The sequence below is a fragment of the Flavobacterium sp. CR10 genome (genome assembly GCF_055814415.1).
This window is the reverse complement of sequence record NZ_CP185985.1, coordinates 1,108,088-1,126,970: the sequence shown is the minus strand read 5'-3', so window position 1 is coordinate 1,126,970 and position 18,883 is coordinate 1,108,088. Positions and strand designations below refer to the sequence as shown.

Here is an 18,883-nt window from a genome sequence, read left to right as displayed (position 1 = left end):
TGTGGTTTTTTTGATGTTTAGAATAGAGAATGTCTCTTGTTTCTAATGTCTTTGGTTTTTAATTATAAGTGTTTGTTTAACATTTGTAAATTTAAATAAAAAAAAGCCACATAAAAAAATAAAAATATCAAAACAACGGGTTGCAAAAAATGGATTTCGCAATTAGATCTTAAAAATCAGTGTAAAAAAGGGTTTTAGTAGTATATATAAATTAAAAAAACAAAAAAAATCGACAAAAAACTTTTGAACGGTGGCATTTGTAACAAAATTTGAAGAAATTTAATTTTAAAACACGAAATAATAATACTGAGATTAACTCTCTTTTAAAAATGTTTCTACCTTTGACTTTAATAATTTTTTGATATAGAACTGAAAAAGAATACAGAAAAATCGTTTCATCATTATTCATTTAAAATTGATTATTATAATTCATTTATTGAACTTTAGCATAAGTGTAAAATCAACATTAATAAATTATGATACGTTTTAGGAAGTTTATATATTTACCATCCAAATTAATTATATATGTTAGATAGTTATAGTTCTGCCGATAAGGTTTTATTGGCGGTTGACTGCATCATTTTTGGGTTCGACAATGAAGGGCTAAAAATCCTTTTAATTCAAAGAGATTTTGAGCCTGAAAAAGGAAAATGGTCCTTGATTGGAGGATTTCTAAAGCGCGATGAAGTTTTAGATGCTGCTGCAACCAGAATTTTAAATACATATACTGGTCTTAACGATATCTATATGGAGCAGCTATATGCTTACAGCGAAATAGATCGTGACCCGGTAGAAAGAACCATTTCGGTTTCTTATTTTGCTTTAATTAATATTGAAAACCACAATACTGAATTGATTAAAAATTATCACGCAGAATGGTTTCCAATTAATGATGCGCCTAACTTAATTTTTGACCACAACGAAATGGTCCAAAATGCCATTAAGAGACTTCGCTACAAAACTTCCATCAAACCAATTGGTTTTGAATTGCTTCCTGAAAAATTTACCATGCGTCAGCTTTTAGAATTGTATGAAGCCATTTTGAGCAAAGAATTGGACAAAAGAAATTTCATCAGTAAAATAAATTCCTTAGAAATCTTAAACAAACTGGATGAAAAAGACATGCAGTCTTCTAGAAAAGGATCTTATTTATACACTTTTAATAAAGAGAAATACGAAGAAAAACTGCTTAACAACTTTGTGCTCAATTTATAATTGGCATTCACCTATAAAGAATTCCTTAGTATAAGAGCAGATTTATTTTCGATCTGCTCTTTGATTCCTTTTAAAACCATATCGGCCAAAATTTTTCCCATAACTTCAAAATTGGTTGAAATTGTGGTTATTCCGTTTGCTGCGATTTTCTTTAAAGGCGTTTCATTATAAGATATAATGCCAAAATCCTCTCCTAACTTTAAATTTCTGCTCATTGCATTTTCTATAACCAAAAGTAGATCACGATCATGAGGAATAATATACAAATCTCCTAGTGCAATAGATCGGTTACTAAAATCTGAAATCACCTCATAATCAAAACCATAAGTCTGGCAAAACGACTCAAATCCTAATTTCATTCCGGGAGGCTCCCTAAAACCTGGAAATATTAAAATCAGTTTTTTGTATTTTGACAATCGAGATTTGCCCTTCATCAAACCTTCGAAAATATCTTTTTGATGGTTCTGGTAAATTGCAGGAAACATTTTTAACTCTGGATTGGTCTGGTCCAAGATAATTACGTCGCTTACTGGTAGGGTTTTTATCGAGTCGACAATATCGGTTAAGTTGGTCGGCATGATAATATATTTTGTATAATTTCCATTGCTGTCATTTATCAGTTTTTTGAAAACCTGAACATTAAAATGATGAAAGAAAATATCTACCTGCACATTTTTTCCAATGTTTTTTAAAAACGAATTATAAATATCTTCCTTGAAAATATTCAATTCATCAAAAAGCAAGAAAATCTTCTGAGTTATAGTGATTTCAACACTTTTAACGTAATATCCTTTGCCTGGAATCGCATAAATAATCCCTCTTTTCTTCAATTCGTCATACGCTAATAAGACCGTATCGCGAGATAAAGAAAAAGCCAAACAGACCTTGTTGACAGACGGAAGTCTATCACCTTTAATTAAATTTCCTTCTTCAATCTCTTTTTCGATTGAAAGAATTATCTGCTTATATTTTGGCAGACCGATATTATTTTGAATTGAAATCATGTTTTTGATAAAGTCATTGTGACTATTATAATTAAAAACTGGTAGGTACTGGTATGCAAATATAGAAAATGTTTCTACTTTTGGATTTCATTTTTGTTAAAAATTACATGGAAATAAAACACATATCGCATTTAAAAGAGATTCATAATTGCAAATTGTTTGGTTTAATGCCCAATAAGGAAGAAATTTATTCTTTTGATCTGATCAATAAAAACGAAATGAAAGTTCAGATTATCAATTATGGAGCAACTGTAACTTCAATCCAAATTCCAATAGATGGAAAACCAACAGATATTGTACTAGGCTTTGATAATTTAAATGCATATTTAGAATCTTATAATTTGCCAAGCGCTCCCTATTTTGGAACAACGGTTGGTCGTTACGCTGGACGAATTCATAATGCTACTTTCAGTTTGGACGATAAAAAGTTTCAGCTTGGCAATAACAATAACGGCAATTCACTGCATGGCGGAGAAATGGGGTTTGGGAGAAAAGTCTGGAATGTTACTGATGCAAAAACCGGTGAAAATCCTTCTATTACTTTTGGGCTATTGAGCGAGCATTTAGATGAAAATTTTCCTGGCGAAATGACTGTTTATTTAACGTATACTTTGACTGAAGAAAACGAATTAAAATTAGAATATAGAGCAACCTCAACTGAAGATACCATTATCAATTTGACACATCACAGTTATTTTAACCTTGACGGTCATGACGGAAATGTTTTAGAACAGCAAATGTTTATCAAATCGGCTAAAATGCTGGAAACAAATCCAGATAATATTCCAACCGGCAATTTTACTGATTTAACAAATCATGATTTTGATTTTAGAACTCCAAAAAAATGTCCGTTTCCAATAGACAATTCTTTTGTGGTAAATTCTAAAACTGAAATTGTGGCACAATTAATCAGTTTAAAAAATAAATTGAGAATGAATGTTTACACCGATCAGCCAAGTGTACATATATATGTAGGCGGAAATTGTTTCGGAAAACTGAAAGGAAAAGAAAATGTTGATTACAATGCTCAAAGTGGAATCTGTTTTGAAACACAGAATTTTCCAGATGCGCCAAATCATCCTCATTTCCCAAATGCTGTTCTTAAAAAAGAAGAACAATACTCTCAAAAGACACTTTACAAATTTGAAACCTTAAACTAACTATTTACACAATACACCAATTACACAACAATAATGAATGATATTTTAATACAAAATACTGTTGCTTTTTTTGAGAAATCTTTCGGGTCTTCTCCAGAGAAAACGGTACTTTCTCCTGGCAGAATCAACATCATTGGAGAGCATATTGATTACAATGACGGTTATGTTTTACCTGCTGCAATTGATAAAGTAATTTGCTTTGCTTTTGCAAAAAACAACACAAAAACATCTAAAGTAATTGCTATTGATTTAAACGAAGAGTTTGAAATCGATTTGACTCAAGAAGTAAAGCTAAGCGATGTCGTTTGGACCAATTACATTCGTGGCGTTATCAAACAATTGCAAGATAACGGATTTTCTTTTGAAGGTTTCAATTGTGTTTTCAGCAGTAATATTCCGGTTGGTTCTGGATTATCTTCTTCGGCAGCTTTAGAATGCGGAATGATTTTCGGAATCAAATCTCTTTTCGATTTAAAAATTGAAAAAAAAGACATTTCACTATTAGGACAGAAAGCAGAACATTGGGTTGGAATCAACTGCGGAATTATGGATCAGTTTTCGAGCGTTCATGGTCTTGAAAATAAAGTAATCCAATTAGATTGCAACACTTTAGAATTTGAATATCATAATGCCGACTTTAAAGACTATTCTTTGATTTTATTTGATTCTAATGTTAAACATTCGCTCTTTACATCAGAATATAATACAAGAAGAATTGAATGTGAAGAAGGTTTATCGATCATAAAAAGTCATTTTCCAGAAGTAAAAACTTTTAGAAATGCTACAGAAGAACAGGTTTTGAATCTTAAAGATAAAATGACTGAAAAAGTTTTTGCCAGAGTTCATTTTGTAGTAAAAGAAATCAATCGCGTTATCAAAGCTTGCAAAGCTTTAGACCAAGGAAATATTGAACTTTTAGGAGAATTGCTTTTTGAAACACATTACGGATTGTCGCAAGAATATGAAGTAAGCTGCGAAGAATTAGACATGCTTGTTGATACAGCAAAAGAAGATGATGCCATTATTGGTTCCCGACTTATGGGAGGCGGTTTTGGCGGCTGCACTATCAATTTAGTTAAAAAAGGACATGAAAATGAGGTTAAGCGTAAGTTTTCAAAGCTTTATTTAGATACATTTGGAATTGAATTAAAATTCTATGATGTAAAAATATCAAACGGAACAACGCTACTTTAAAACCACACACACTACAATGAAAAATTTTGACATTAACGAAGATCCGCACAGACGCTTCAATCCATTAATTAACGAATGGGTATTAGTATCGCCACATCGTGCAAAACGCCCTTGGCAAGGGCAAAATGAAACCATTTCGACAGAAGAACTTCCTAAATATGACCCAACTTGCTATTTGTGTCCAGGAAATGTTCGTGCTAACGGAATGAATAATCCGCAATACGAAAACAGTTTTGTTTTTGAAAATGATTTTGCGGCCATGAAACAGGACGAAATTATTTTTGAAGATGATATTAAACATACTTTTTTTAAGGCAAAACCAGAACAGGGTATTTCTAGAGTAGTTTGCTTTTCTCCAAGACATGACCTGACTCTTCCAGAAATGGAAATTGCCGATATTGAAAACATCATCAAAACTTGGCAGAAAGAATATACCGATTTAGGAAGCATTAAATATATTAACCACGTTCAGATTTTTGAAAACAAAGGAAGTGTAATGGGCTGCAGTAATCCGCATCCGCACGGACAAATTTGGGCTCAATCTTCTCTTCCTACTCAAGTTGAAAAAACACAAAATAGCTTAAAATCATACTACGATAAAAACGAGAGAACTTTATTGGAGGATTATGTGAAAGCTGAATTGAAAGCTGGCGAACGTATCGTAATCGAAAATGATCATTTTGTTGCGCTGGTTCCTTTTTGGGCAATCTGGCCTTATGAAACAATGATTGTAAGCAAAAGAGCCGTAAACAAAATTACCAATTTTACTGCTGAAGAAAGTACCGCTTTCGCGAAAATCTTAAAGCAGTTAACCACGAAGTACGACAATTTATTTAATACTTCTTTTCCATATTCATCAGGAATTCACCAATCGCCAACAGACGGTTTACTGCATCCAGAATGGCATTTCCATATGCATTTTTATCCACCATTGTTAAGATCAGCAACTGTAAAGAAATTTATGGTTGGATACGAAATGTTGGGCGAATCGCAACGTGATATTACACCTGAAAAAAGTGCTGAAATTTTGAGACAGCTTTCAGATGTACATTACAAAAGCACTGTAAAAGTGTAATAGCTTTCACATTGTAATAAAGCCAAAAATAAAAATTTAACATAATAACCATGAAATAAATGTAAAAAACACATTTACTAGTGATTGATTTCTAAATTTTTATTTTACATTTGGCTTCTGCTTTTATTTTCGCAAAAAAATAACAGAAATAAAACACATCTTGCATTTTTAACAAGATTTAACAACATAAAAACAAATTTAAACCACATAAACAAACAACCTATAATAATTATTTAAAATACTACTAACAATGAACCAAAACCTCGCTTTCGCAGACTATGCGGTTTTTATTATTTATTTTATCGTAGTCTCTGTCTATGGCTACACTGTTTATCGCAAACGTAAACAGGACGAACATGATGCTAAAGCTTACTTTTTGGCTGAAGGAAATTTAACTTGGTGGGCAATTGGGGCTTCTCTTATTGCTTCTAACATCTCTGCAGAGCAATTCATCGGAATGAGCGGTGAAGGTTTCTTCTTAGGAATCGCTGTTGCTGCTTACGAATGGCTTGCTGCCGTTGCCCTAATTATTGTGGCTGTATGGTTTATTCCCGTTTATCTTAAAAACAAGATTTACACTATGCCACAGTTCTTAAAAACACGTTACAACGAATCTACTGCACTTATCATGGCAGTATTTTGGCTGTTTTTATATGTTTTTGTAAACCTTACTTCTATTTTATATTTAGGAGCAGTTGCGATTAACAAACTTGCTGGTGGAGAATATCTTCACGTAATTATGCTTGGATTGGCTATTTTTGCTTTGTTTATTTCTCTTGGAGGAATGAAAGTTGTAGCCTATACAGACGTTATACAGGTAGCTGTATTAATTATCGGAGGTTTGGTTACTTCTTATATTGCTTTAACAACAGTTGCGGAAGCTTTTGGTGTTGGTCAAAATGCAATTGCCGGTTTTAAAGTTTTAATGCAGCAGGCTCCCGAACATTTCAAAATGATTATTCCGAAACCAACTGCGACGTCTTCTCAGCTTGAGATCGACAAATATTTAACTTTCCCTGGATTATTATCTTATGCTGCTGGTATTTGGATTATTAACTTAAACTACTGGGGATGTAATCAATACATTACACAAAGAGCACTTGGAGCAGATTTACAAACAGCACGTACAGGAATTTTGTTTGCTGGTATGCTTAAATTATTAATGCCACTTATTGTAATGCTTCCTGGTATTGCCGCTTACGTTTTATACACAAGCGGACACTTACCTCAATTAGAGGGTGGAGTAAAAGATGAGGCATATTCTGCTATCTTAACATTCCTTCCAACCGGATTAAAAGGACTTTCAGTCGCTGCTCTTACTGCTGCAATTGTAGCTTCTTTGGCAGGAAAAGTAAACAGTATTTCTACAATCTATACATTAGACGTTCATAAAAAATACATTCAAAAAAATGCTGGCGAAAAACAGCAGGTAAACATCGGTCGTCTTGCCGTTTTTGTTGCTATGCTTTTGGCGGTTTTATTTACATGGAATGACGTTTTAGGAATTGGTGGCGTTGGAGGATTTACATACATCCAAAAATACACTGGATTCATCAGCCCTGGAGTTTTTGCCATGTTCTTCTTGGGTATGTTCTGGAAAAGAACTACAGGAACAGCAGCAATCGTTGGGGTAATCTTAGGATTCTTATTATCTGTTTTATTCAACGAATACGCTCCAGCTTTATTTGGAAACGACACACTTTTATACACAGCTTACAATAATGGAAAAGGAGCTTTCGAAATTCCGTTCCACATCTGTATGGGATTATCATTCTTATTCACAATGATTGCAATGATCTTAATAAGTTTTGCTGGTCCAAAAGTAAACCCTAAAGCATTCGAAATTGATTCTGAAATGTTTAAAGTAAAACCGCAGACAACAGTCTTAATCGTTATTACATTATTGATTATTGCTGCGCTTTATGTTAAGTTCTGGTAATAAATTATCAGTTCTATTCTCTCTATTTTTACAGCTGTTGTTTGTCATGAACAACAGCTGTAAATTTTTTAAAGTATATTCATTGGATAAAAAGGATTAACTTTTTGTCAGGCTGAGCGGAGTCGAAGCCCACGTCCAATTGGAGCGCCCTTCGACTTCGCTCAGGGTGACATCTCATTCATAAATCAAGAATTTCAAATTATAATACATAAATACCATGCAGTTATTATTAACCCAAAAAATCATTATCGTTACGGGCGGCGCAAAAGGAATCGGTTTAGGAATCGTTAAGGTTTTAGCCGAAGAAAATGCAATTCCGTTTATCGTTGGCCGTAACGAAAATGACAACATCAAAGCCGTAGAAGAATTAAAAGCCATTGGAAAAGAAGCGCATCAAGTTGCCGCCGATTTGACAAAACCTGAAGACTGCAAAAAAGCTGTTGAAGCCGTAATCGCAAAATTTGGCAGAATTGACGGACTTGTAAATAATGCTGGCGTTAACGATGGCGTTGGATTAGAAAACGGAAATTATGAAGATTTTGCCGCTTCGCTTCACAAAAATTTAGTGCATTATTATTTAATGGCGCAACACGCTCTTCCTTATCTAAAAGAATCAAAAGGAGCCATTGTAAACATTGGTTCTAAAACTGCCGAAACGGGTCAAGGTGGGACCTCAGCTTATGCCGCTTCAAACGGTGGAAGAAATGCTTTAACTAGAGAATGGGCGGTTGAATTATTAAAATACCGCATCCGCGTAAATGCCGTAATTGTAGCAGAATGTTACACCCCACTTTACGAAACGTGGATCAATACTTTTGAAAATAAAGAAGAAAAACTGGCTGCAATCACTAAAAATATTCCTTTAGAAAACCGAATGACAACTGCTGAAGAAATCGCAAATATGGTGGTTTTCCTTCTTTCAGAAAAATCAAGCCATACTACTGGACAGATCATTTATGTTGATGGTGGTTATACACATTTAGATCGTTCTATCTAATTTTTTTTAGCCACGAATTAAAAGGATTAAAATGATTTGCTTTAGTTTGTCACCCTGAGCGAAGTCGAAGGGCGTTCCAATTTGACGTGGGCTTCGACTTCGCTCAGCCAGACAAAACTGGACTTAAAAATCTCTTTAATCCTTTAATCCCGATAGCTGTCGGGAGTGCCAAAATTAACCTTCGCATTATTTTTAAAATCGGAAGGCGTAATTCCCTTAACTTTTTTAAAGAGTTTATTAAAGTTTGAAGCTGTTTTATAACCACAAGCATAAGCGATTTCAGACATACTTTTATCAGTTTCCAAAAGCAATTTACAAGCATTCGAAATTCGGATCTCGTGCAGATAATCCACAAAATTTTTCTTTGTTTTAATTCTAAACATTCTGCAGAAAGAAGTCCGCGTCATATTCGCAACAGCGGCAATTTCTTCTAATGAAATATTCTTTTTATAATTTTTATTTACATATTGAAAAACCTCCGAAAGACGATCTACTTTCGAATCTTTCTGCATCAGCGAATAAATTTCGTCGTTGATGTAAATTTTATCCTGACTTTCTGAAAGGATAGATAAAATTTCAAAAAGCCCAACAATTACTTCAAAGTCTTTTTTGGAAACTAATTTCTCCAGTTTTTTAGCAATCTGCTTATTGGTTTTTCCAATAATCGAAATGCCTTTTCCAGCCTGAAAAAAAAGTTCGTTGATTTTTTGAGTTTCTTTTAATTCGTAAAAAGTCGGTCCGAAAATATCTTTATGAAAATATACGACAATCGAATTGGCTCTTAAATCTTCAATTCCCTGATAATATTTTTCGTCATTTAACCAAACGTGCGGAATATCCGATCCTAAAAAGACCATATCGCCAGGTTCAAACGGCATTACCGAATTTCCGATAATACGTTTTCCGTAACTCTCTTTTACATAAACCAATTCCAGTTCAGGATGCGAATGAAACGGCGCTTGAAAAAATGGTTCAATACGATTGAGCACCGAAACTTTCGTGTTGAGATAAGACGCTATTTTGGTTTGTTCCAATTTCATTCTGCAAAGATAATTAAAGATTAGATACGGATAATATTAGACTATTGATGAATATCTAAAAAAGCTAATTTTATTTTTCGTTAACTGCCCGAATTCTATACAAAATCAGAAGATTAAAATGTTATAAAACAAAAGCAGTGACATCAAAAAAGAAAAAAAAACAAACAACAAAATGTCTGAGAATAACACAAAAAAACTGGTTGTAAAACTGCATCCAGACGATAATGTATTGGTTGCCTTAACCGATCTTCAAAAAGGCGAAACCATTCATTTTGAAAACGAAATTTACGTTTTACAAGACCTCATCAAAGCCAAACATAAATTCTACATGCAAGATATGAAGCAGGGAGAAGAAGTAAATATGTACGGCGTTTTGGTTGGAAAAGTGCAAAATGATGTGGCTAAAGGAAGTTTAATGACGACCGAAAACCTAAAACATGCTGCAGATCCATACGCGTACAGAAATGCTTCTTACGAATGGAATGCACCTGATGTTTCTAAATTTGAAAACAGAACTTTTAAAGGATATAAAAGAAAAGACGGACGCGTTGGAACAGCAAATTACTGGCTTTTTATCCCGACTGTTTTTTGTGAAAACAGAAATTTAGACGTAATCAAAGAAGCCTTACACAAGCAATTGGGTTATGCTGTGACCGATAAATACAATCAATTTACACACGAATTATTGGAAGGTTATTTGAACGGAAATGACATAAACGATATTAATATTGAATTAAATCCGACACCAAAAAACAAACGTGTTTTTGAAAATGTAGACGGAATTAAATTCTTAAATCACCAAGGCGGTTGCGGCGGAACTCGTCAAGATGCTTCTACTTTGAGCGCTTTATTGGCTTCTTACGCGAATCATCCAAACGTTGGCGGAATCACACTTTTGAGTTTAGGATGCCAGCATTTACAAGTTCAGGATTTTGTAAACGATGTAAAAAGACAAAACCCAGGTTTCGATAAACCGTTGTTTATTTTTGAACAGCAGCAAACAGAAAGCGAAGAAGTTCTAATTACAAACGCCATCAAGAAAACTTTTGAAGGTTTAATCGAAATCAACAAATATGAAAGAACCGATGCGCCTTTAAGCGATTTATGCATTGGGGTAAAATGTGGCGGAAGCGACGGTTTCAGTGGTGTTTCTGCAAATCCTGCTGTGGGTTACACTTCTGATTTAGTGGTGGCTTTAGGCGGAAAAATTCTTTTGGCTGAATTCCCAGAATTATGTGGCGCTGAACAGAATTTAATCGACAGATGTATTACGGAAGATAACGCTAAAAAATTCATCGATTTAATGGAATCTTACGATGAACTGGCGCATAAAGTGGGTTCTGGTTTCCATATGAATCCGTCACCGGGAAATATCAAAGACGGTTTAATTACAGATGCTATCAAAAGTGCTGGAGCAGCCAAAAAAGGAGGAACTTCACCTGTTGTTGATGTTTTAGATTATACCGAATTGGTTACAAAACCAGGATTAAGTTTGGTTTGTACGCCAGGAAATGACGTAGAAGCGACAACTGGAAAAGCGGCTTCTGGAGCAACTTTAATTTTGTTTACAACGGGATTAGGAACTCCAACAGGAAACCCAGTTTGTCCTGTAATTAAAGTGGCAACAAACTCAGTTTTGGCAACTAGAATGAAAGATATTATCGATATTGACTGCGGACCAATCATCAGCGGTGAAAAGTCTATTGAAGAAATGGGCGAAGAAATTTTAGAATATTGCATCAAAGCGGCAAGCGGCGAAATTATTCCGAAAGCGGTTCAATTAAACCAAGACGATTTTATTCCGTGGAAACGCGGCGTATCTTTGTAAAAAACTATTAAAAACAACTCATAAAAATTTATATCAAATGTTTTCATTACAAAATAAAAAAGCAATTATAACGGGCGGTGGAAGCGGAATCGGAAGAGCGATTTCGGTTTTATTTGCTAAACAAGGTGCAGAAGTTCACGTTTTAGAATTAACAGAAGAAAGCGCAAAAGAAACGGTTGAAGAAATTAAATCTGCTGGAGGAACTGTTTTTGCTCACGCTTGCGATGTTTCAAATCACGAACAAGTTAAAACGACTTTCGATAAAATTGGAAATATTAATATTCTAGTAAACAATGCTGGAATTGCTCACGTTGGAAAAGTAGACACGACTTCTGAATCTGATTTTGACCGTATCATGAATGTAAACGTAAAAGGGGTTTACAATTGTCTTCACGCTTCGATTCCTGCATTAAGAAATTCTGGCGGAGGTGTTATTTTGAACTTAGCTTCAATCGCTTGCTGGGTTGGAATTCCAGATCGTTTTGCTTATTCTACGGCAAAAGGAGCAGTTATGGCAATGACTTTATCGGTTGCAAAAGATTATTTACACGATAAAATTAGATGTAATTCTATTTCTCCTGCGAGAGTTCACACGCCTTTTGTAGACGGATTTATTGCTAAAAATTATCCTGGAAAAGAAGAAGAAATTTTCGAAAAACTATCACAATCACAGCCAATCGGCCGTATGGGAAAACCAGAAGAAATCGCAACTTTAGCCTTATTCTTATGCAGTGATGAGTCATCTTTCATCACAGGTTCAGACTACCCAATTGATGGAGGATTTATCAAATTAAACAACTAAAATATTTAAACAAAATTATAGCCACGAATTACACAAATTTCCACAAATTTTAATTCGAGAAAATTCGTGTAATTCGTGGCAAAAAAACTAAAAATTAAAATATGAAACTTATTAGATTCGGAGAAGAAGGAAAGGAAAAACCAGGAGTTTTACTAAATGAAAAAAGATACGATGTTTCGTCTATTGTAACAGATTACAACGAATCTTTTTTTGAAAATGACGGTTTAGCAAAATTAGAGGAAGCTTTAAAAAACAATCCTTCTTTACCAGAAGTAAGCGATTCAGTGCGTTTAGGTTCGCCGGTTGCGCGTCCATCAAAAATTATCTGCATCGGATTAAATTATGTGGATCACTGCGAAGAAACAGGTGCTGCAATTCCAGAAGAACCAATCATTTTCTTTAAATCAACGACTTCTTTATGCGGTCCAAATGATAATTTGATTATCCCAAAAAACAGCGAAAAAACAGACTGGGAGGTTGAACTAGCATTTGTCGTGGGCAAAAAAGCAAGCTACGTTTCTGAAGAAGATGCGCCAAATTACATTGCAGGATATTGTCTTTTGAATGATTATAGCGAAAGAGCATTCCAAATCGAAAGAGGCGGACAATGGGCAAAAGGAAAAGGTTCTGACACCTTCGCTCCTCTTGGGCCAATTATGGCAACTCCAGACGAAATTGGTGATGTAAACAATCTAAAAATGTGGTTAACTGTAAACGGAAAAACTTTCCAAAACAGTAATACTTCAAATTTGATTTTCAAAATTCCATTTTTAGTTCATTATTTAAGCCAGTTTATGACTTTGCTTCCTGGTGATGTAATCAGTACAGGAACACCTCCGGGAGTTGGATTAGGAATTAAACCAGACCCAATTTACATTAAAGCAGGCGACGTAATCGAATTAGGAATTGAAGGTTTAGGTACAAGCAAGCAAACTGCTGTAGCTTACCAAGGATAAATTTAGATTATGGCAACTCAAAAATTCTGTCTGGCTTTAGACTTAAAAGATGATGCAGATTTAATTGCAGAATACAAAGAACTGCATGAAAATATATGGCCAGAAATCAAAAAAAGCATTCAAGATTCTGGAATTGAAGTGCTGGATATTTATTGCACCGGAAACCGACTATTCATGATCATCGAAGCAGATGCCGATTTTACTTTCGAAAAGAAAGATCAAGCCGACGCAGCAAACGAAAAAGTTCAGGAATGGGAAACTTTAATGTGGAAATTCCAGCAAGCTTTGCCTTGGGCAAAACCGGGACAAAAATGGATTTTAATGGAGAAAATTTTCGGATTGTAATCCATGAATATTCCGTTAGGAATATCTGGTCGGTAGAAAAAAAATATTGTCGTTTTGTGTTATGTTCTGTAGGGACATCTGATTTACGGAAATAATATTCCCAATCAATTAATCAAACGTTCCTACGGAACGTATTATCCCAATTCAAATTTCTCGTTCTACCGACGAGACATTCCTACGGAATGATAAAAAAAAAGCCCTGATTATTCAGGGCTTTGTTCTTTTTGCATATTTAATAAATACGCCATATTCGCAATTACGTGATCATGTTTTTTGACAAACGAATTTTCTTCATTCCAAACATAACCTGCTAAAACCGCACATATTTTTTCTTTTACTTCAGGATTTTCTGGCTGATGGAAAAACAGCGTCTGAAGATTTCCTGTATACCATTCTTGAACATAAGTTGTGAAAACGGCAATTCCGCGTTTCATGTATTGCGTAAATTCCACTTCCCAATCTACCGGAATTCCTTGTGATTCTTTCAAATATAATTTTGCTGCCAACATTCCAGATTCGGTAGCAAAAGCTACACCCGAAGAGAAAACTGGGTCTAAAAATTCAGAACTGTTTCCTGTTAAAGCAAAACCATCGCCATACATTCTTTTTACTGCTCTTGAGTAGTTTTCCAATTTAACTGGCTCAAATAAAAATTCTGTTCCAGCAAATCTTTTAATATAATAATCCGATTTCTGAATGGCATTTCGCAGAGCCTCGGCATTATCTTTATTTTCAGAAAGCGAATTGATAAAATCTGTCGGACCCACAACTCCTAAACTTGTATTTCCGTTAGAAAACGGAATTACCCAAAGCCAAACTTCAGTTTCTAAAATATCAAACGAAATTTGAGTTCCCTCTACCCCTTCTTCTCTATTAATATCTTTAACATGAGTAAAAATCGAAGAATGCGGATCTAGTTTTGATGGCGTATCCAGATCTAAAAGTCTTGGCAAAACACGTCCGTATCCGCTGGAGTCAATGATAAATTTTGCGTGAATTTCTTTTAGGTTTCCGTCTTTATCTTTTACGATAGTTTTTGAATTTTTACCTTCAAAAGAAACTTCCAAAACTTCAGTTTCAAATTCTAAGTCAATTCCTTTTCTTATAATTTCTTGAGCCATTGTATTGTCAAAATCAGCTCTTGGAACCTGCCAAGTCCAATCCCATCCTTCGCCAAATTTTACGCTGAAATCAAAATTGCAGATTTCTTCTCCTCTGATAAAACGAGCTCCTAATTTCTTTTCGAAGTTCATCGCGTCAAGAGCGTCAAACAATTCTGCTTCAGCAAAATGATCCATTACACGAGGAATAAGGCTTTCGCCTACAACAAGTCTCGGAAACTTTGTTTTTTCTACAACTTTAACCTTTACGTTGTTCTTAAAAAGATACGATGCCGAAACACATCCGGACGGTCCTGCGCCAATCACTAAAACATCAACAAACTCCTTTGTCATATTAGAATTATTATCATTAATTAACCTACATTTGCCATCATCAAAATAACTACATTTATTTTGATAAATAAAATTAAATTAGCGCAACCAAAAACGATTTGATGAATACAATAAATGAATATCTAAGTTTAGCAGAATTTGAAGCCATAATCTTTGGAAAAAACAAAGTTGCCATAAGCGATGTGGTTTTAAATCGAGTAAACGAAAGTTTTAATTTCTTAAAAGAATTCTCAGGAAATAAAGTAATCTACGGAGTAAATACAGGATTTGGTCCAATGGCTCAATATAGAATTAAGGAGTCAGATCAAATTCAATTACAATACAATTTAATCAGAAGCCACTCTTCTGGAACAGGAAAACCTTTGAACGCTGAGTGCGCAAAAGCAGCAATTCTTGCAAGATTAAATACACTTTCTTTAGGAAATTCAGGAGTTCACTCTTCTGTTATTCATTTAATGGCAGAATTAATCAATCGAGATATTACACCTTTAATTTTCGAACACGGCGGTGTGGGAGCCAGCGGAGATTTAGTGCAATTATCACACTTAGCTTTAGTTTTAATTGGCGAAGGAGAAGTTTTTTATAAAGGTGAAAGACGTGCAACTGCAGAAGTTTTTGAAATTGAAGGTTTAAAACCAATTCAAGTAGAAATTAGAGAAGGTTTAGCGCTAATCAACGGAACTTCTGTAATGACAGGAATTGGAGTTGTAAATGTTCATTATGCTAAAAAATTACTAGACTGGTCATTAAAAGCTTCTTGCGCAATTAACGAATTGGTGCAAGCTTATGATGATCATTTCTCTGAAGAATTAAACCAAACCAAACGTCATAAAGGTCAGCAGGAAGTTGCGGAAAGAATGAGACAAAATCTTTCGGACAGTACGTTGATCCGTAAAAGAGAAGATCATTTATATTCTGGCGAAAACACAGAAGAAATCTTCAAAGAAAAAGTTCAAGAATATTATTCATTACGTTGTGTTCCTCAAATTTTAGGACCGGTTTTAGAAACCATCAATAATGTTGCATCTATTCTGGAAGACGAATTTAACTCGGCAAACGACAATCCAATTATTGACGTTAAAAACAAACACGTTTACCACGGCGGAAATTTCCACGGAGATTATATTTCGCTAGAAATGGATAAACTGAAAATCGTTATTACAAAATTAACGATGCTAGCAGAACGCCAATTGAATTATTTATTGAATTCAAAAATCAACGAAATTCTTCCTCCATTCGTAAACTTAGGAACATTAGGATTTAATTTCGGAATGCAAGGCGTTCAGTTCGTCGCAACTTCAACAACTGCCGAAAATCAAATGTTATCAAACCCGATGTACGTGCACAGTATTCCGAACAACAATGACAATCAAGACATTGTAAGCATGGGAACAAATGCTGCGGTTATTACATCAAAAGTGATTGAAAACTCATTTGAAGTTTTAGCGATCGAATTAATCACAATTGTTCAGGCAATTGATTATTTGAAACAGAAAGATCAAATTTCGTCAACGACTAAAAAATGGTATGACGATATCAGAAATATAATTCCAGAATTTAAGGAAGATCAAGTAATGTATCCTTTTGTTCAAAAAGTAAAAGATTATTTAATCAACAGTTAAAAATCTTTATTTTACAGTATTAATATTGAATCTTAAAATCATGAAAAAGTCATTTGTTTTTTTATTGCTTGGTTGCATTCAATTTGTTAATAGCCAAGAATTAGCATTAGTTAAAAAAAATTCTAAAATTGGATATCTGTCTAAAGATGGATCTTTTAAAATCGAACCTCAGTACAAATCTGCCAGAAGTTTTTCTGAAGGTTTAGCTGCCGTAGAAAACGGCGGAAAATGGGGATTTATCGATGCAAAAGGAGCTTGGGTAATTCCAGCAGATTTTAAAGATGCTAAAGATTTTAACAGCGGAATCGCAGTTGTACAAAAAGACAAAGATTGGGTTTATATTAATACAAAAGGAGAAATCCAAAAAGCACCAGCTTCTGATAAAGTATTTGATTTTAATGACGGCGTTGCGTTCATCAGACAAAACAATAAAGTGGGTTTAATCAACAACAAAATGGGTGTTGTTTTAGAACCAAAATACGATCAGATCAAACCTTTTGAAAATGGTTATGCCAGAGTTGAATTAAACAAAAACTGGGGAATTATTGATACTAACGGAAAAGAATTGGTTGAACCAGTTTATGCCGAAGTTGGAAATTATTTTAAAGGAACAACTTGGGCAAGAAAAGACAAAACTTTCGGATTAGTAAGTAGCGGGAAATTTGTTCCAGTTGACGGAGCTGAAAAAATCTGGGATTTTGAAACTCAAGATTTGACTTTCGCTAAAAAGAACGGAAAAATCGGTTACATCGATTTAAAAGGAAATTGGGCAATTCTTCCTATTTATGATAAAGGAAAAGCTTTCTCAAAAAACTTAGCTCCAGTTTTGGTTGGAAAAAAATGGGGATTCATCAATCCAGAAGGAAAATTTGTGATTGAACCAACGTACAACGATGCCGAAGTTTTTAGCACAAACGGACTTGCTCCTGTAAAAGAAAGCAACTGGGGATTCATCAATGAATCTGGAAAACTGGTAATTCCAACTCAATACGGTATCACTACAAATGCTATTATCGCGATGTTTACGCAACAAGATAAAGGATTTATTGGTGGTGTTGCCCGAGTAAAAAACGAAGGAAAATGGGGGTTTCTTAAACCTGACGGAACAGTCTTGGCTAACCAATGGTTTGAAAATGCTGAACTGTTTTCTAAAAGTGCAGAAAAACCTCAGCCAGCTGCAGCTCCAGCCGAAAAACCAAAAGAGGAAATTAAACCTGCAACGAAAAAACCAGCCCCAAAGAAAAAGAAATAGTATTTATTCTCCGAAATAAATTATAACATTTGCATAGATGAAATCGTCTTTTTTAGAATACGATTTCATTTATGACGAATAAAAATAAAATCTACATTATAAATGAAGTGTGTATTAGTAACAGGCGGTTCGAGAGGAATTGGAAGTGCGATTTGTAAAAAACTAGCCGTAGAATCCGATTATCATATTCTGATTAACTATCATTCAAATAAAACGGCTGCCGAAGAAACATTGCAAGAAGTACAAAAATTAGGCGCAACAGGAGAAATCTTAGGTTTTGATGTTTCTAATTTCGAAGAAGTACAAAATGTTTTAACTGCTTGGCAGGAAGCAAATCCTGAAAAATTAGTTGAGGCAATTGTTAACAATGCCGGAATCACTAAAGATGGTCTTTTTATGTGGATGACACCAGAAGACTGGAACGGCGTTATGAATACAAGCGTAAATGGTTTCTTTAATGTTACACAGTTTTTTATTCAAAAAATGTTACGCAATAAATACGGCCGAATTGTAAATATGGTTTCTGTTTCTGGAGTAAAAGGAACTGCAGGACAAGCCAATTATTCGGCTGCAAAAGGTGCCATTGTAGCAGCGACTAAAGCTTTGGCTCAAGAAGTTGCCAAAAGAAATATTACTGTAAATGCTGTCGCTCCAGGTTTTATCAGAACCGATATGACAAGTCAGCTGGACGAAAAAGAATTATTAAAGCTAATTCCGGTTAATCGTTTTGGTGAAGCAGAAGAAGTAGCAGATTTGGTAAGCTTTTTGATTTCTAAAAAAGCAAGCTATATTACAGGAGAAATTATCAATATTAACGGCGGAATATATTCTTAAAGAATACTATGTTTGCGAGATTATTTTAAGATTTTTAAACATAGAAAATTGCTCGCAAAGTCGCAAAGTTTAAGCAAAAAGACTTTAAAAAAACTTAGTGCCTTTGTGCCTTTGCGGCAAGATTAAAAAAATTACACTTTAAGGATAAAAAATTACTTTTGAAAGA

16 protein-coding genes are annotated in these 18,883 nt (G+C 34.3%); 13 read left to right on the top strand and 3 right to left on the bottom strand.

Annotated features, from left to right (window positions below):
- The first annotated feature begins 525 nt into the window (after window positions 1–525).
- A complete protein-coding gene (locus ACNRYB_RS05175; protein WP_129745873.1) occupies window positions 526–1,215 on the top strand; it encodes an NUDIX hydrolase in 690 nt (229 codons plus the stop codon).
- An 11-nt stretch (window positions 1,216–1,226) separates the two neighbouring features.
- Here ACNRYB_RS05175 and ACNRYB_RS05170 read toward each other — a convergent pair whose 3' ends face one another.
- Window positions 1,227–2,219, bottom strand: a complete 993-nt coding sequence (locus ACNRYB_RS05170) for a GntR family transcriptional regulator (protein ID WP_473729434.1) — start codon at window positions 2,217–2,219, stop codon at window positions 1,227–1,229.
- Between the two features lie 107 nt (window positions 2,220–2,326).
- Between ACNRYB_RS05170 and ACNRYB_RS05165 the strand changes: the two genes are divergently transcribed.
- From ACNRYB_RS05165 to ACNRYB_RS05145, 5 genes are all read left to right on the top strand, one after another.
- The gene (locus ACNRYB_RS05165; RefSeq protein ID WP_473729433.1) at window positions 2,327–3,379 is read left to right on the top strand and encodes an aldose epimerase family protein; all 1,053 of its coding nucleotides are present in this window, start codon (window positions 2,327–2,329) and stop codon (window positions 3,377–3,379) included.
- A gap of 33 nt (window positions 3,380–3,412) precedes the next feature.
- Window positions 3,413–4,573 carry a galactokinase gene (gene galK / locus ACNRYB_RS05160; protein ID WP_473729432.1) on the top strand — a complete coding sequence of 387 codons (1,161 nt, stop codon included), beginning with the start codon at window positions 3,413–3,415 and terminating at the stop codon, window positions 4,571–4,573.
- A 16-nt stretch (window positions 4,574–4,589) separates the two neighbouring features.
- Window positions 4,590–5,648: a UDP-glucose--hexose-1-phosphate uridylyltransferase gene (locus ACNRYB_RS05155; RefSeq protein WP_129745869.1), complete on the top strand. Its 1,059-nt coding sequence runs from the start codon at window positions 4,590–4,592 to the stop codon at window positions 5,646–5,648.
- Window positions 5,649–5,898: 250 nt separating this feature from the next.
- Entirely contained in the window at window positions 5,899–7,587 is a 1,689-nt protein-coding gene (locus ACNRYB_RS05150) for a sodium/sugar symporter (protein ID WP_129745868.1), read from the top strand.
- 217 nt (window positions 7,588–7,804) lie between these two features.
- On the top strand, window positions 7,805–8,584 hold the full coding sequence (locus ACNRYB_RS05145; protein WP_473729431.1) for an SDR family oxidoreductase: 780 nt from the start codon (window positions 7,805–7,807) through the stop codon (window positions 8,582–8,584).
- Between the two features lie 143 nt (window positions 8,585–8,727).
- Here the strand turns inward: ACNRYB_RS05145 and ACNRYB_RS05140 are convergent, their stop codons facing one another.
- Window positions 8,728–9,624, bottom strand: coding sequence for an AraC family transcriptional regulator (locus tag ACNRYB_RS05140; protein ID WP_473729430.1), 897 nt, complete (start codon window positions 9,622–9,624; stop codon window positions 8,728–8,730).
- A gap of 172 nt (window positions 9,625–9,796) precedes the next feature.
- Here ACNRYB_RS05140 and ACNRYB_RS05135 point away from each other — a divergent pair, with 172 nt between their 5' ends.
- From ACNRYB_RS05135 to ACNRYB_RS05120, 4 genes are all read left to right on the top strand, one after another.
- Window positions 9,797–11,452, top strand: a complete 1,656-nt coding sequence (locus ACNRYB_RS05135; RefSeq protein WP_473729429.1) for a UxaA family hydrolase — start codon at window positions 9,797–9,799, stop codon at window positions 11,450–11,452.
- A gap of 37 nt (window positions 11,453–11,489) precedes the next feature.
- Window positions 11,490–12,254 carry an SDR family NAD(P)-dependent oxidoreductase gene (locus ACNRYB_RS05130; RefSeq protein WP_473729428.1) on the top strand — a complete coding sequence of 255 codons (765 nt, stop codon included), beginning with the start codon at window positions 11,490–11,492 and terminating at the stop codon, window positions 12,252–12,254.
- Between the two features lie 101 nt (window positions 12,255–12,355).
- Entirely contained in the window at window positions 12,356–13,210 is an 855-nt protein-coding gene (locus ACNRYB_RS05125; protein ID WP_473729427.1) for a fumarylacetoacetate hydrolase family protein, read from the top strand.
- Between the two features lie 9 nt (window positions 13,211–13,219).
- Window positions 13,220–13,555, top strand: coding sequence for an L-rhamnose mutarotase (locus tag ACNRYB_RS05120; RefSeq protein ID WP_473729426.1), 336 nt, complete (start codon window positions 13,220–13,222; stop codon window positions 13,553–13,555).
- A 203-nt stretch (window positions 13,556–13,758) separates the two neighbouring features.
- Here the strand turns inward: ACNRYB_RS05120 and ACNRYB_RS05115 are convergent, their stop codons facing one another.
- The gene (locus tag ACNRYB_RS05115) at window positions 13,759–15,009 is read right to left on the bottom strand and encodes an NAD(P)/FAD-dependent oxidoreductase (protein WP_129745863.1); all 1,251 of its coding nucleotides are present in this window, start codon (window positions 15,007–15,009) and stop codon (window positions 13,759–13,761) included.
- Between the two features lie 101 nt (window positions 15,010–15,110).
- On the opposite strand from ACNRYB_RS05115, the gene flxA reads away from it, so the two are divergent.
- From flxA to flxB, 3 genes are all read left to right on the top strand, one after another.
- Window positions 15,111–16,631, top strand: a complete 1,521-nt coding sequence (gene flxA / locus ACNRYB_RS05110; protein WP_473729425.1) for a flexirubin biosynthesis tyrosine ammonia-lyase FlxA — start codon at window positions 15,111–15,113, stop codon at window positions 16,629–16,631.
- Between the two features lie 40 nt (window positions 16,632–16,671).
- Window positions 16,672–17,883 (top strand): WG repeat-containing protein, encoded by a 1,212-nt coding sequence (locus ACNRYB_RS05105; RefSeq protein WP_473729424.1) that lies wholly within the window; start codon window positions 16,672–16,674, stop codon window positions 17,881–17,883.
- Window positions 17,884–17,985: 102 nt separating this feature from the next.
- On the top strand, window positions 17,986–18,717 hold the full coding sequence (gene flxB, locus ACNRYB_RS05100) for a flexirubin biosynthesis SDR family reductase FlxB (protein ID WP_008465909.1): 732 nt from the start codon (window positions 17,986–17,988) through the stop codon (window positions 18,715–18,717).
- The last annotated feature ends 166 nt before the right edge of the window (window positions 18,718–18,883 follow it).